The organism is Ruegeria sp. CDSC051, assembly GCF_059610665.1.
On sequence record NZ_JBXWOC010000010.1, the window covers coordinates 53,740 to 67,001 of the forward strand.

General features: G+C 57.2%; 13 protein-coding genes. 12 read left to right on the top strand and 1 reads right to left on the bottom strand.

Annotated features, from left to right (window positions below; genetic code table 11):
- Positions 1-3 precede the first annotated feature (3 nt).
- From glcF to AC2FH0_RS18575, 4 genes are all read left to right on the top strand, one after another.
- Positions 4-1,326 (top strand): glycolate oxidase subunit GlcF, encoded by a 1,323-nt coding sequence (gene glcF / locus AC2FH0_RS18560; RefSeq protein WP_496709721.1) that lies wholly within the window; start codon positions 4-6, stop codon positions 1,324-1,326.
- Between the two features lie 105 nt (positions 1,327-1,431).
- Positions 1,432-2,223, top strand: coding sequence for a trypsin-like serine peptidase (locus AC2FH0_RS18565; RefSeq protein ID WP_282022199.1), 792 nt, complete (start codon positions 1,432-1,434; stop codon positions 2,221-2,223).
- A gap of 38 nt (positions 2,224-2,261) precedes the next feature.
- Positions 2,262-3,035, top strand: coding sequence for a trypsin-like serine peptidase (locus tag AC2FH0_RS18570; protein WP_496790059.1), 774 nt, complete (start codon positions 2,262-2,264; stop codon positions 3,033-3,035).
- 122 nt (positions 3,036-3,157) lie between these two features.
- Positions 3,158-3,625: an Hsp20 family protein gene (locus tag AC2FH0_RS18575; protein ID WP_142638359.1), complete on the top strand. Its 468-nt coding sequence runs from the start codon at positions 3,158-3,160 to the stop codon at positions 3,623-3,625.
- 122 nt (positions 3,626-3,747) lie between these two features.
- Here the strand turns inward: AC2FH0_RS18575 and AC2FH0_RS18580 are convergent, their stop codons facing one another.
- On the bottom strand, positions 3,748-5,223 hold the full coding sequence (locus tag AC2FH0_RS18580) for an NAD-dependent succinate-semialdehyde dehydrogenase (RefSeq protein ID WP_496790060.1): 1,476 nt from the start codon (positions 5,221-5,223) through the stop codon (positions 3,748-3,750).
- 258 nt (positions 5,224-5,481) lie between these two features.
- Here AC2FH0_RS18580 and AC2FH0_RS18585 point away from each other — a divergent pair, with 258 nt between their 5' ends.
- Genes AC2FH0_RS18585 through AC2FH0_RS18620 form a run of 8 tightly spaced genes read left to right on the top strand, consistent with a single transcriptional unit; the run spans position 5,482 to position 13,211 of the window.
- A complete protein-coding gene (locus AC2FH0_RS18585) occupies positions 5,482-6,561 on the top strand; it encodes a coiled-coil domain-containing protein (RefSeq protein ID WP_271950875.1) in 1,080 nt (359 codons plus the stop codon).
- 14 nt (positions 6,562-6,575) lie between these two features.
- The gene (locus AC2FH0_RS18590) at positions 6,576-6,968 is read left to right on the top strand and encodes a hypothetical protein (RefSeq protein ID WP_281995567.1); all 393 of its coding nucleotides are present in this window, start codon (positions 6,576-6,578) and stop codon (positions 6,966-6,968) included.
- Positions 6,965-8,083 carry a hypothetical protein gene (locus AC2FH0_RS18595; protein ID WP_496790062.1) on the top strand — a complete coding sequence of 373 codons (1,119 nt, stop codon included), beginning with the start codon at positions 6,965-6,967 and terminating at the stop codon, positions 8,081-8,083. The genes AC2FH0_RS18590 and AC2FH0_RS18595 overlap by 4 nt, the downstream gene beginning before the upstream one ends.
- Positions 8,084-8,105: 22 nt before the next feature.
- A complete protein-coding gene (locus tag AC2FH0_RS18600; RefSeq protein WP_496790064.1) occupies positions 8,106-10,034 on the top strand; it encodes an AAA family ATPase in 1,929 nt (642 codons plus the stop codon).
- Positions 10,034-10,954 carry a hypothetical protein gene (locus AC2FH0_RS18605; protein WP_496790065.1) on the top strand — a complete coding sequence of 307 codons (921 nt, stop codon included), beginning with the start codon at positions 10,034-10,036 and terminating at the stop codon, positions 10,952-10,954. The genes AC2FH0_RS18600 and AC2FH0_RS18605 overlap by 1 nt, the downstream gene beginning before the upstream one ends.
- Complete coding sequence (locus tag AC2FH0_RS18610) at positions 10,951-12,288, top strand: DUF6638 family protein (RefSeq protein WP_496790067.1); 1,338 nt, start codon at positions 10,951-10,953, stop codon at positions 12,286-12,288. Before AC2FH0_RS18605 ends, AC2FH0_RS18610 begins: the two co-directional genes overlap by 4 nt.
- A gap of 1 nt (position 12,289) precedes the next feature.
- Positions 12,290-12,556, top strand: coding sequence for a hypothetical protein (locus AC2FH0_RS18615; protein WP_142638342.1), 267 nt, complete (start codon positions 12,290-12,292; stop codon positions 12,554-12,556).
- 10 nt (positions 12,557-12,566) lie between these two features.
- Positions 12,567-13,211 carry a DUF1523 family protein gene (locus AC2FH0_RS18620; protein ID WP_496692702.1) on the top strand — a complete coding sequence of 215 codons (645 nt, stop codon included), beginning with the start codon at positions 12,567-12,569 and terminating at the stop codon, positions 13,209-13,211.
- The last annotated feature ends 51 nt before the right edge of the window (positions 13,212-13,262 follow it).

Genomic DNA, 13,262 nt, shown 5'->3' on the forward strand with positions numbered 1-13,262 from the left:
GTAATGCAGACAGATTTCACCGAAAAACAGTTGCAGGATCCGGCGATCCAGCGATCGAACCAGATCCTGCGCAGCTGTGTTCATTGCGGCTTTTGTACTGCCACCTGCCCGACTTATCAGGTGCTGGGGGATGAGCTCGACAGCCCGCGCGGACGGATCTACCTGATCAAGGACATGCTTGAGAATGAGCGTGTCCCGGATGAGAAAACCGTCAAACATATCGACCGCTGCCTGTCCTGTCTGGCCTGCATGACCACCTGTCCGTCAGGCGTTCACTATATGCATCTGGTCGATCACGCGCGCGAGTATATCGAGCAGAACTACAAACGCCCGCTGACCGATCGCCTTCTGCGTTGGGTTCTGGCGCAAATTCTGCCCTATCCGATGCGTTTTCGCTGGGCCCTGATCGGGGCCAAGCTGGGCCGTCCCTTCCGGTTTCTGATGCCGGATGCGCGGCTGCGGGCGATGCTGGAGATGGCACCAAAACATATCCCTCCGGTCAGCCGCAACGATGACCCGCAACGCTTTGCCCCTAAAGGAGCGCCGAAAAAGCGCGTCGCGCTGATGACAGGCTGCGCCCAAAAGGCGCTGAACACGGATATCAACGACGCCACGATTCGCTTGCTGACCCGGCTGGGCTGCGAAGTCGTTGTGGCCAAAGGCGCGGGATGCTGTGGTGCGCTAACCCATCACATGGGCAAGGTGGCTGACAGCCACAAAGCGGCAGCGGCCAATATACAGGCCTGGACCAGAGAGATCGATGGCCAGGGGCTGGATGCCATCGTCATCAACACCTCGGGTTGTGGTACGACCGTCAAGGATTACGGGCACATGTTCCGAAACGAGGCTTTGGCGGCAGATGCTGCGCGGGTTTCGGAGATTGCCATGGATATCAGCGAATTGCTGGTGCAGCTGGACCTGCCCGGAGGCCAGCACAAGGGCATGACCGTCGCCTATCATGCCGCTTGTTCTTTGCAGCATGGGCAAAAGATCAAAAACCATCCCAAAGACCTGTTGAAGAATGCGGGTTTCACCGTGTTAGAGCCTTCAGACAGCCATCTGTGCTGTGGCAGCGCCGGGACCTATAACCTGATGCAGCCTGAAATCTCGGGTCAGTTAAAGCAACGCAAGGTTCGGACGCTTGAGGCTAAGAACCCCGATGTTATCGCTGCAGGCAATATTGGTTGCATGATGCAGATCGGTTCGGCCACGCAGATACCCATTCTGCACACGGTCGAGCTGTTGGATTGGGCTACCGGTGGGCCTTTGCCGCGCGCGATGCAGCACGGTCAAAAGGCGGGAACAGCGGTGCCGATCCTGCGGTAGCTGCCTGATGCAGGGTTGCATCAGCTAGGCGCGAAACGTACCGGCCCTATTTTCGCCGTACCCCTCAGCTAGGAGTATGTGCCGAAAGAAACGCCGGAGAACCGCTTGAGAAACTGGATCAAGGCTTTTGCGCTGGCACTGATGCCGATGGCCGCAATGGCGCAGGATAGCGGGCTGAAAAGTCTGGACACCACCGATGCCGGGCGGGCCTGGATGGCTGTCGGGCGCTTGAATATTGACGGCGAAGCATTCTGCACCGCGACGCTGATTGCGCAGAACCAGGTGCTGACGGCAGCGCATTGTCTTTATGATAAGGCCACAGGCCAACGTATTGACCTGTCTAAGGTCGAATTTCTTGCCGCCTGGCGTCTGGGTCGGGCATCAGCCTATCGTGCGGCGCGCAGGGCGGTGATTCACCCCGATTACTTTTACGACGACGAAACCCCGACCAACCGGATCGGTAGCGATATTGCGCTGATCGAGCTATGGCAGCCAATCCGCAGTACCTCGGTCATTCCATTTGATACCGGCGATCGGCCCGTTCGCGGACAGGAAGTTGGGGTTGTGTCCTATGCGAAGGACCGCGCCGAGGCGCCATCATTGCAGGAGGTCTGCTCGGTCGTGACCGGCGTTTCCGAGGTTCTTGTCCTGTCCTGTGATGTCGAGTTTGGATCCTCCGGCGCCCCGGTATTTGCGTTCGAGGGCGAAAGACCACGGATCGTCTCGGTCGTGGCGGCCAAGGCGGAATTCAATGGCGAGCCTGTGGCCATAGGTACCGCGGTCGAGGTTTCGTTGCCTTTGCTGCGGAGTGAACTGTCCGCCGGGCGCGGATTCAGCGGCTCGGAAACCGGCGATTCGGCAAGCCGTCATATTGGCGCCAGGTTCGTCCGGCCATGATGCGATTTTGGGCAAGCCTGTTTTTATGCCTGGCTATCATGACAACGATGTCCCAGGCGCAAAGTGCAAAACGCAAACTCACCGACCGCGATGACCTATATGGCTGGGAGGCCGTCGGCCGCCTGGATATCGGCACCGAGGGGTTTTGTACGGGTACGTTGATCGCACAGGATCTGGTGCTGACCGCGGCCCATTGCGCCTTGGACAAAAGAACCGGTCAACCCTATGGGCCGGGGCAGGTAACCTTTCGGGCAGGGCTAAGCGACGGAACTGCGTTGGCAGATCGCAAGGTGGTGCAGATCGCGGCACATCCGGATTACACACGTTTCGCTCAACTGTCGCCCGAAGCCGTGCGCGTTGATGTCGCGTTGATGCGGCTGGATCAACCGATCCCCTATTCCGTGGCCGATCCCTTTGCGTTGCATAACGGGCGCGTGGCGGGAGATGAGGTCAGTCTTGCATCGTATGGTCGGGGCCGATCGAATGCGATTACGCGGGAACGGTCCTGCAAAATCCTGCAGCGCTATCAGGGCCTGATCACATTCAACTGCGACATTACCTTTGGGTCCTCGGGTTCGGCCCTGTTGGCGCGAAACGGTCCGCGCTGGCAAATACTTTCAGTAGTCTCTGCAGTTGGTACGGATGGTCGGCAGAAAGTGGGATTCGGCATGGAATTGCAGGAAATTGTGGCCGATCTGAAGGCGACTCTGCGCCGGGATGCCCCTAAACCAAAGGCGACAATAAAGCGATTGCAGGTGGGATCAGGCAAGTCGGACACCGGTGCGAAATTCATCAGCTCCGGAGGGGGTTGAACTCGACCAGAACGTTTCCCATGTCAAATGTATCGGGCCGCCGCAAACGGGGCCTGAGACAATCGAACGCCCGTCCGATCGGAGGGCATTACGTTCATCGCTCAAACATGAGGATACGACATATGCGTACATTTGACTTTGCACCGCTGCACCGCGCCACCGTAGGTTTTGACCAGATCGCTGACATGATGGATCGCGTTCTGACCAATGATGTGGCGCAACCCAGCTATCCGCCCTACAACATCGAAAAAACCGATGTCGACACCTATCGTATCTCGGTTGCTGTTGCCGGTTTTTCCGAGGCCGATCTTTCGGTCGAAGTGAAAGAGAATTCGTTGGTCGTCGCCGGTAAGAAAACTGCGGAAGACAAAGATCGCAGCTATCTGCACCGCGGCATCGCCACCCGCGCGTTCGAGCGCCGTTTTGCCCTTGCCGACCACGTTCGTGTCACCGGTGCCAGCCATGAGAACGGCATGCTGAATATCGATCTCAAGCGCGAAGTGCCCGAAGCCCTGAAAGCCCGCCGGATCGAGATTTCGTCCAGCAAGGCCATCGAAAAGGATGTGGTTGACGCCAAAGCCGTAAACTGAGGCAGTCAGTCACCACGCCGCGGTAATCGTTCCTCTCTGGATTGCCGCACCATGCGCCCCGCGTTCCTCCAGACGCGGGGCGTTGCCTTTACGGCCAGCTGTTCAGCGAAGGTTTGGGCGGATCAGACCGACAGGCAGATGTATTTCATCTCCAGATAGTCTTCCATGCCGTGATGGCTGCCTTCGCGGCCCAAGCCGGATTGTTTGACGCCGCCGAACGGGCCCAACTCGGTTGAGATGATGCCTGTGTTCACACCAACGATCCCGTATTCCAACGCCTCGGCCACTTTGTAAACGCGGCTGAGATCTTTGGCATAGAAATACGATGCCAGACCAAAGATCGTGTCATTGGCCATGGCGATCACGTCGTCTTCATCCTCGAACTTGAACAGCGGTGCCAGCGGGCCAAAGGTTTCGTCCTGCGCCACTAGCATGTCCTGCGTCACACCGGTGACAATGGTCGGCTCAAAGAAGGTGCCGCCCAGATCGTGCGGCAGGCCACCGGTCAGGATTTGGCCGCCTTTGTCGGTTACATCCTTGATGTGTTCTTGCACCTTGGCAACGGCGTCATCATTGATCAGCGGTCCGGTGGTGATGCCTGCGTTCAGGCCGTCGCCGACGTTCAGAGCCTCGACCGCGGCCTTCAACTTGGCAGCAAACGCGTCATAGACACCGGCCTGCACATAGATGCGGTTGGCGCACACACAGGTCTGGCCGTTATTGCGGAACTTGCACATCATCGCGCCTTCGACGGCGGCATCCAGATCGGCATCGTCAAACACGATGAACGGCGCATTGCCGCCCAGTTCCATTGAGCATTTCATCACCTGTTCCGCCGCCTGCCGCAGCAGGATGCGCCCCACCTCGGTCGAGCCGGTAAAGGTCAGCTTGCGCACGCCGGGGTTCTCGCAGAACTCCTTGCCGATCTCGCTGGCGCGGGATGAGGGCACGACGTTGAATACACCAGCCGGAATGCCCGCCTGTTCGGCCAATGCGCCCAGAACCAGCGCGGACAAGGGAGTCTCGGCGGCAGGGCGGGCGACAAAGGCACACCCGGCGGCCAGCGCTGGCCCGGCCTTACGGGTGATCATCGCGTTGGGAAAGTTCCACGGCGTGATTGAGGCCGCAACGCCGATGGGCTGTTTCAGCACCATGATGCGTTTGTCGCGCTGATGACCTGGAATAGTCTCGCCATAGATGCGCTTGGCCTCTTCGCCGAAAAACTCGATGAACGAGGCACCATAGCCGATCTCACCCACGGCTTCGGCCAGCGGCTTGCCCTGTTCGGCGGTCAGGATCTTGCCCAGATCCTCGGCGTTTTCCATCATCAGATCGTACCAGCGGCGCAGGATCACGGCGCGTTCCTTGCCGGTCAGCTTGGCCCATTCCTTTTGCGCGGCCTCGGCATGTGCGATGGCACCTGCAACCTGCGCGCGGCTCAGGTCGGCGACCTCGGCGATCACATCGCCCCGTGCAGGGTTGGTGACGGAAAACGTCCCATTGTCACCATCGACCCACTGGCCGCCGATATAGGCCTTGGTCACCAGCAGATCGGGGTTTTTCAGAATGGATTTCAGGTCGGTCGTAGTATCCAGCATGGGTCGGACTCCGGCAGAAAAGGGTTTGCGCGCACCCAAACAGGTGGCGTCGCATTTGTCTATGTCCACTCGGCGGGCAGGATCAATCCAGATTTGATCAAATTCATCGTTGCAGAGTGCAGATATCTCGCCTGCGTGGCCTATCTTTTTCGATACGAAATTGTAAAAGTCTCGGTGATTTGAGGGCTCAAGGGGATGTAAATGAACATAACATTCCCTATCTTATTGGGTAAATAAAGAAAACAGGGGACAGCAGAGATGTCGAACCAGCAATTCGAAGCGTTGATTGAAGAAACACAGACGAAAGTGCGCGAAAGCCAGTCGCAGATCCAAGGGCTGACCTCGCGGATTGAGGCTGCGCGGGCCAAGATTGGCACGGCCGAGGCGGATATCGATATCGAGAACGCCACTTTGGAAGATGTGCACGCCCATACCGAAGTCATGAACGCCAATATCGCCGAGCTGATCATGGGTCTGGATGACGTCACCAGCGCATTCTCTAAGGATTTTGACGAGATGCGTTCAAAATCCGGGTGGGAGACGTTTGTTGGTATCTTCTCGAAGGGTAAATCTGAATCGATGCGGCAGGAGCGGATGCGCACAGCCAGTATCGATGACAAGCTGCAGGACCTGATCGCCAAATCCGACGTGATCGTGAAACTGCTGGAAGGGCAGCTGTCGGTGCTGGAAGAGCAGCGCGTGAAGGTTGAAAACAACCTGACCGGCACGCTGGACGACCGTGAGGCCACCGTGGCCGAGCTGGAGGCATTGCGCGCCGAAATTCAGGGCATGGACCCGACGATCATCACGCTGGAGAACAAGATCAGCGTCGAACAGGACGCCGCCGCGCGCACCCAGCTGGAAACTGAGCTGGCCGAGCTGAACAAGCAATACAACGCCAAGGTTCAGGAAGAGCAGGTCAAGCTGGCCAAAAGCCAAACGCTTGAGCGCTATATCGAAAAGGGCAAGACCTGGGTCGATTCCCTGCAGAACCAGGCGGCGACGCAGATGGTGCTGATCAACAAGCTGCAGACAGACACGCAACAGCGCGTGGTGCTGTATGACGCCCTGACCAAATCGCTGAAAACCGCGCAGCAGCAGGATGTGGCCCACCGCATCAACGAGATCGGCGTGCAGACCGACCAAGAGGCGCAAACCGCCATGGCCTCGATCGGCACCGCGACCAACCAGAAGATGGCCGACATGCTCGAGGCGCATGAGGACCACATGGTCTTTGCCCGCGATGTGCTGGAGAAAAAGGCCAAGGCAGATGAACGCTTTGCCCGCCGGTTTGCCTCGATTGTCGAGAAGCATGACAAGAATTTGTATGGTGGGTGAGCCCATTGCTCAAGATGACACGAGACATTTGTATATCAGCTTGGCTGGCGGCCTGGTTTGTCGCCATGGGATTCAGTCTAGTTTTCGAAGCTTACATGTTCGGGCTAGTTGCATTTTGGTCTTTGATGCCAGGGTTCTTTTTGATCCACCAATTTGCGCGGCTGACATCCGCTTCGAAAAAAGAAATGAGCCAAGAAATCAGCTTTGGCGAATCCATTCGATCCAAAAATTTATGGCTAAAATATGCGAAGGTATGGGCGCTGCCTTTCGCATGCATGCTTTACTTGTTCCCAAAGTTCTTGGAAGTGGGGGTGCCTCTGATCGTGGTTGTAGGGCTCGGTGCAATAAATTTTGTGGCTCAAGTAGATAGTTGCAGAAGAGAACTCTATCAGACGCGCGCCCAATGACTAACCTCACCCAAGACCATGTCGGCCTGACCGACACCCTCGCCTCGCGCCGCTATTTCCGCAAATTCGAGGTGATCACCGTCCACCTTCTGCGCGTGGCCGCAACGATGGAGGCTGAGGGCGCGATCAGCAAGCAAGAGGTGCGGACCGTGTCGCGCTATCTCTCGGGGCTGCTCTTCACCTTCCGCGCGCTATCCATGAAATACCTGCTGGTCGGGCGCGATACGGGGCGGTTCTTTGGTAGCCTCGCCATGGACAAGCGCGACAGTGGGTTTCCGGTGGCGGCCGAGCTGCTGACTATGGCCAACGATGCGCAGCAGGCGCAGGTGCATCTGGCGAATATGCCGTCCGAGGATGAGCTGAAAACCGACATGGTGCGCACCATTATCAGCGACCGGGAAATCCCGACCAAGCTGCAATTCGCGCTGTCCCAAAGGCTCTATTACGAGGAATTGCTGAAGGGTGAGCTTTTCTGGGCCCGTAACGATCCCGAATGTCACTGGATTGGCAATGAGGGCGAGCGGCGCAGGTTCCTGATCCACTGGGCCGTGTACGACAGCCAGATCAACCTGCCGGTCATCTACTTGATGGAGTTGGAGGATTCGGGGCGCACGGCCCTGCCCAAAGATCAACGCCGCTGGCCCGAAGTGCAGGCGCATCTGATGGCGCAATCCTTGGGTGGGCTGAAACTGGTGACCATCGCCAAAGGCTTTGATCAGGATTTCGACGACCTGCATCCCAAACACCTGCGCCGCATTCATGTGGGGCCGATGTACTCCTCGGCCTTTACCGAGCAATCAGGCCCGCTGCGGCAGGTGCTGGAGGATGCGAAATCCCCTGCGGGTCAGGATTGGGCATTGGTCTGGACCACTGAAGCGCTGCGAAGCGAGGATGTGATTCAAGAACGCTCAGGCTGGTTCGGGACTGTCGACCGCGAGGTGTTTGCGCTGGACCCATTCGGCGGGCAGGGGGCCGAGACGGGGGCGACACAAACCGAGCGCTCGATCATTCTGCCACAACGCCCGTTCCAGGTACTGGCCGAGCGCAACCCGCCGGGTTTTGGTGACGTGCGCAAGTTCGTCGTCAGCAAGACCGGGCAGGTGTTGAGATATTGAAGACAGTAAAGGCGATTTTGAGATGAGTTTGACGTCAGACCAGATGGAATTGCGCGAAGACGATATTCGCAAGCACTACACTGCGGCCACTGCCTTGCTGAACGGGTTCGAGCACGCGCCGCGGATTGCCAAAGCGGTTGAGGCCGCGGTTGAGAGGTCGCCGGGCGTCTCCACAGGTCGGCGGTTTCGGTCCACCACACCTGGTTTGGTGACACGGCGGACTGTGCGGGCTGACGGGGTGCATCTGGTGGAACGAATCGAGGCGTCAGATGACGGCGATACGCTGGTTTCACCCCCGCAGGCCACCACACAACAGGCCATTCGCCGCGCGATCGCCATCGCTCTGGCGGTGTCTGAAGCCTATGCCGAACAGACCCCTCTCGCCGATCTGAAACGCGCAAACCTTGCGGGCGATCTGCCCGCCGCGCGCAAGACCGAATTCTCGGAACTGCTGACGGCCGAGGCGCTGATCACCTCGCACAGTTTCGGCAATGCACTGGCCTATTTGATGTCCTCACATCTGGGCGAGACCACAGTTGATGTCGGGGAAATCGAAGAAGTTCTGACCGACAATGGCCAGCTCGCCCTGCACGGCGCGCTGTGGGAGCTGGACCAAACCCTCGCCAAACACGCGCCCGATGATGCGCATTTGATCGCGGCCACCAGCGCCTATGCCGAGCAACTGATGGACAAGGCCGCCCTGCGCGCCCAGTCCGCAGGCCATCTGGCCCCGTTCCAGAACGCCGCTTGGCATATCGAAGCCGATGACCTGACCATTCGCGGCTTTGAACCCGCCTCCAAAGCGAAATCCACCACCCTCACCATGACGTTCAAGAAACCGAACGAAGTGGTCGGCAACCATATCGCCAAATATCAGGCGATGAAGCTGGCCAAGATGGTGATGGCCTATGATTTCGACCGCCGCCTGAACCCATTTGCCGAGCTTGGCGGGTTCATCTTTACCTTTATGGGCGACGGCAAACCGGGCACCGGAAAAACCACCCTGATCCAGATGATGGCCGGGCTGATCAACGATTACTGCCAGAACGCGGGCTACCCGTTCCGCTATCAGAACCTGAGCACCGACAATATCGACAGCTATCAGGGCAAATCCGGCCAGAACGCCAAGGCGTTCATCAACACGATCATCGACCCCTCGGTCATCGGCTTTGGCACCATCGACGATATCGACCAACTGGCGGGCAAACGCGGCGACCGTCAGTCGTCAGCCGGGCAACTGGAAATCACCGCTGTGCTGATGGAAAGCTTTGCGGGCGCCAACACCGTCGTGCGCGGCAACTGCACCTTTGGCATGTTCTCGAACTACCCCGAGAATGTGGACGACGCCCTGCGCCAGAGGGCGGGCGCACGGTTCCTGGTCGACGGGCCGCAGACGCGCGAGGATTACATCGACATCCTGCACCTGCTGATGGGCCGCAACCATGACATCCCGCTGGGCGAGCACGAAGCCTATGCCGCGCAAGAGATCAAGAAGGCCGTCGCTGCCAGTTTCGAAAGCCACTCCCGGCCGCATGAAGAGGCTCTCTTGCAGGTCTATGACCGGGTTTCAGGGCAGATCGGGCAGTTGGACACGATTGCCAAGATGGGCACCTACCTGAAGGCGATCCAACAGGCGGATGAGCGGTTCACCGGCCGCGCGATCAAGAACATCACCGATGCGGTCAAGGTCCGCGCGATGGATTTCGAACTGCCCGATGAGTGGATGGAAAATCCCGACCTGTTCCTGTTCCGCGACTACGACACCAAGAAGGCCATGATCGAGGACCTGCGCCAACCGATCACGGTCGAGATGGTGATCCAGGAAATCAACCGCTACGCCGACAGCGAGTTCCGCTATGCCGACAAGAGCGACGAGGTCGCCATCGACAACGCGGTGCGTGAGATGGGCCGGATGGAAGAGGCCAAGCGGCGGTATCTGGAGGGGAAATGATGGCTTGGTATGGGCTAGAGTTTTCGCGAGAATTAATCTTCCAACTTCTGATGTTTGTTAGTGTATGGCTGCTATTTCAGAACTCTTTGCAACCGATCCATTTCAAGAAGCGAGCGCGAATTTTATGTAAGAAGTTTCGTCGCTTAGATAGTTATATGAAAGCGGGGATCTGGGGCACTATAGCTGTTACATTGTTTGTGCTTGTGATTTCTGGTTTCGATCACTGTGACCTATATGGACATTGCGAAAACAAGATCACTTTATTGCTAGAGTCTTCACCAAATGAATTTGGCGACTCACTTGCAGGCTTTGCTGGGACGCTGGCTTTCTTGTGGTTGATCACTACGGTTCTCATTCAGAGCAGACAATTGGCCGCCCAAAAGAACGAGTTAGAATGGACGCGTTTAGAATTTGAGAAAATGGCAGCCGCGCAAGAAAAACAAGTTGATATCATGGATGTTCAAAAGGACATCTTTTTAAGGGAGCAGAAGCAACGCGAAGAAATAGAAGCAAAAGAAGAGCTAGAAAGCCTTAAGCAGAGGCTGTTTGGGCAATTGGAAGTTTTTAGAGAAACGCCCCTAAGGTGGAACTGGAGAGGAGGCGAAGGGAGTTGCGAGCTCGGCATCGAATGCCGGGAAAACGATAGAGAAGAACGGATTGACATGTTTTGTCTGAGATTACATCAGGCACAAGGATATTTCTTGCCCACTGAAACATCTTTTCAGCTCGATTTTCTGAGAAAACCATTTGTTCCCCGGAGTTCCAGTTTCATTGCAAATACCTTGCAGCAAATCAAAAAGGTACTGCCCAATCTATCTCAGGCTCAACAAATTCGAGCTCAAGACCTTGGTTTGGATTTTGCGGCCGACGATTGGTCTGCACTATTGAAACAAAGCGAAATATGGGATGAGGCGCAATGATCCGCCTCATCAAAAAAGGCCTGATGTTCGGCAACCTCGTCCACATCTCAAGCCCGGCTCTGGTCGAGCGGTATAACCGCGCGCTGCAGCATCTGGCGGGTAAGACCACGGAGCTGACGGATTTTCACGTGGATATCTCGGGCTATTCGCCGGAGGTGGGGATCGAGCTGGAAGATGAGCTCTACCTCAACCCCAACGGGGTCAACCGGCAGTTCATCCTGCTGACGACCGAGCAGAAACGCGCGCCTCTGCTGAACGTCAAATTTTCGACCTCGCGCGATATCCTGCGGGAATTTATCGAGATGAACGAGGCGCAACTGTTCGCCCTGACCGCTACTGATGCGGTGGCTGGAGAACTGGTGAACTCGGTCATCAAGCTCAGCACCCCGCGCGATCTTTTCAACATCCAGAAGATCGAGATTGAGGCCGATACTGCTGGCGGCACCCTGCGCAAGGCTCAGCAACTGGCAGGCATGGTTGAGCAGTTCAAAACCGAAGAGGACGCCTGGTTCGACGATGTGTTGATCGCAAAGATGATCGAAACGGCCAAGGAAACCGGCGATGTCACCCGCAACCCGGTCCACCTGCGCCACACTGCCTTTGAACAGCGTAATTTCTGGACCGCGCATTTCGGCGGGCTGTATCTGTTTCCAGACATGGATCACCCGGCGGCGATCTGCATGGGCGAAAAGCCCGACGATCTGAACATCAAATACACGTTTGACCCGTCGCAGCGAAACCAGATTGCCAAGTTTCTGGACTATAACGATCTGGTCGAACCCATCGTCAAAGCGCGCGGCGTGGATGCTGCTGCGATCCTGCAGCAAAAGATGGACTTCCTGACCGTCGACGCGGCCGCTGATGCCGGGGTCGATCTGACTGGCCTGAACCGCAGTGATATGCGTCGGCTGGCGCGCACCCACGCGGATCGGTTGCCAGAGGCCTATCATGGGCTGGCGCAGCTATTGCGTTGGGCGACGGATGGCGGGCGGTGGCCCCGGATCACCTCGGATCATTCGGCGTATTTCTATACGCTGCGGGCCGCCGATACGCCGAACCGTGATCTGGTGAACATGCTGCTGGCCGAATTGGCCCCACTGGACCCGCGCCAAATGTTCATCTGCCACAAAGAGCTGTTCTATAGCACCTACAAATCCTGGCCCGAGGCCAAGAAGGCCTATGTTGCTGATTTCCTCGCGCGTGAGTATCAGGTGGACAAGGCGGGTGCCCGCGCTGCCCTGTTCGGGCATGAGCCGGATATGAGCGGTCGAGACAGGATCAGTGAGACCGTTATCGCCCGCGTTGGTCCCTGGGGCGCGTTAGGAAAGGATTGAAATGTTCGGAGCGATGCGCCTGTTTCTGATCCTGCTGGTCATCCAGACCGTGGCCTATTTTGCCCTGTCGCTGTATTCACGCAGTGTGCGTCGCCGCAGGCTAGAGCATTGGTGGGACGAAAAGGGCAAAACCGGAGACAAGGCAGCCTTTGTCGCACGGGGGCTGCACGTCTATGACAATTCGTTCCGGCGCAAATTGATCCTGGGTGTCTATGTTGTGCCTTGGGTAGCGATCGGGTCGCTGATCTACATTGTGAACTACATGTGAGAGGTGAAGCATGGCCTATTTGAAATGGGCATTCATTCTGATTTTCTGGGGAACGGTCGCCGTAATCCTTCAGTATTCTCTGCCGCAACGGGATGTGGTTCGGATCGTCAACACCTATGAAGAACGGCAGGACCTGAACGACTGGACCCGGATCTTCTGGTCCGAGCCGGATGATCAGTCGGCCAGTCTGTCGAACCGGGATGTACAGTTCATTCAGGCCGTACGTGCCAATGGCAAACCGATTGTGTATCGCAACGAAGATACCAGCTGGGGTTGGCCGCCCTATTTCAAATTCGACACTGCCAATTTGTATACCGAAGCCAATGACGCGATCTCGGACAAAAACGACCCAGACTGGGTTGCCGTGACGCACTATGGCTGGCGGAATGAGTTCATGTCGATCTTTCCCAACGCTGTCTTTATCAAACATGTCGACGGTCCGGATGCGCGTCTGATCCCTTGGTTCAACATCGTTTTCCTGACGGTCTTCTTTGCGATTGTCTGGGCAATCTGGGTGCGCTGGCGCAGGTTCCGCCAGGCGCGGATCGATCCGATGATCGAGAGTGTCGAGGATGGGTTTTATGCAACCGGCGACGCCATCGGCGAGCATCGCAACCGATTCCGCAAATGGTTGGACAGTTGGAAATCAAAGTGACGTGAATTCCCGGCGGGTCTTGGGGCTGTGCGCCTACCGCCGGGAAAGCCC

What these genes read in the sequence shown, in the direction of transcription:
- AC2FH0_RS18585 (WP_271950875.1), top strand. Translation starts at nt 5,482, where the DNA reads ATGTCGAACCAGCAATTCGAAGCGTTGATTGAAGAAACACAGACGAAA.
- glcF (WP_496709721.1), top strand. Translation starts at nt 4, where the DNA reads ATGCAGACAGATTTCACCGAAAAACAGTTGCAGGATCCGGCGATCCAG.
- AC2FH0_RS18605 (WP_496790065.1), top strand. Translation starts at nt 10,034, where the DNA reads ATGGCTTGGTATGGGCTAGAGTTTTCGCGAGAATTAATCTTCCAACTT.
- AC2FH0_RS18615 (WP_142638342.1), top strand. Translation starts at nt 12,290, where the DNA reads ATGTTCGGAGCGATGCGCCTGTTTCTGATCCTGCTGGTCATCCAGACC.
- AC2FH0_RS18575 (WP_142638359.1), top strand. Translation starts at nt 3,158, where the DNA reads ATGCGTACATTTGACTTTGCACCGCTGCACCGCGCCACCGTAGGTTTT.
- AC2FH0_RS18610 (WP_496790067.1), top strand. Translation starts at nt 10,951, where the DNA reads ATGATCCGCCTCATCAAAAAAGGCCTGATGTTCGGCAACCTCGTCCAC.
- AC2FH0_RS18600 (WP_496790064.1), top strand. Translation starts at nt 8,106, where the DNA reads ATGAGTTTGACGTCAGACCAGATGGAATTGCGCGAAGACGATATTCGC.
- AC2FH0_RS18595 (WP_496790062.1), top strand. Translation starts at nt 6,965, where the DNA reads ATGACTAACCTCACCCAAGACCATGTCGGCCTGACCGACACCCTCGCC.
- AC2FH0_RS18580 (WP_496790060.1), bottom strand. Translation starts at nt 5,223, where the DNA reads ATGCTGGATACTACGACCGACCTGAAATCCATTCTGAAAAACCCCGAT.
- AC2FH0_RS18590 (WP_281995567.1), top strand. Translation starts at nt 6,576, where the DNA reads ATGACACGAGACATTTGTATATCAGCTTGGCTGGCGGCCTGGTTTGTC.
- AC2FH0_RS18570 (WP_496790059.1), top strand. Translation starts at nt 2,262, where the DNA reads ATGACAACGATGTCCCAGGCGCAAAGTGCAAAACGCAAACTCACCGAC.
- AC2FH0_RS18620 (WP_496692702.1), top strand. Translation starts at nt 12,567, where the DNA reads ATGGCCTATTTGAAATGGGCATTCATTCTGATTTTCTGGGGAACGGTC.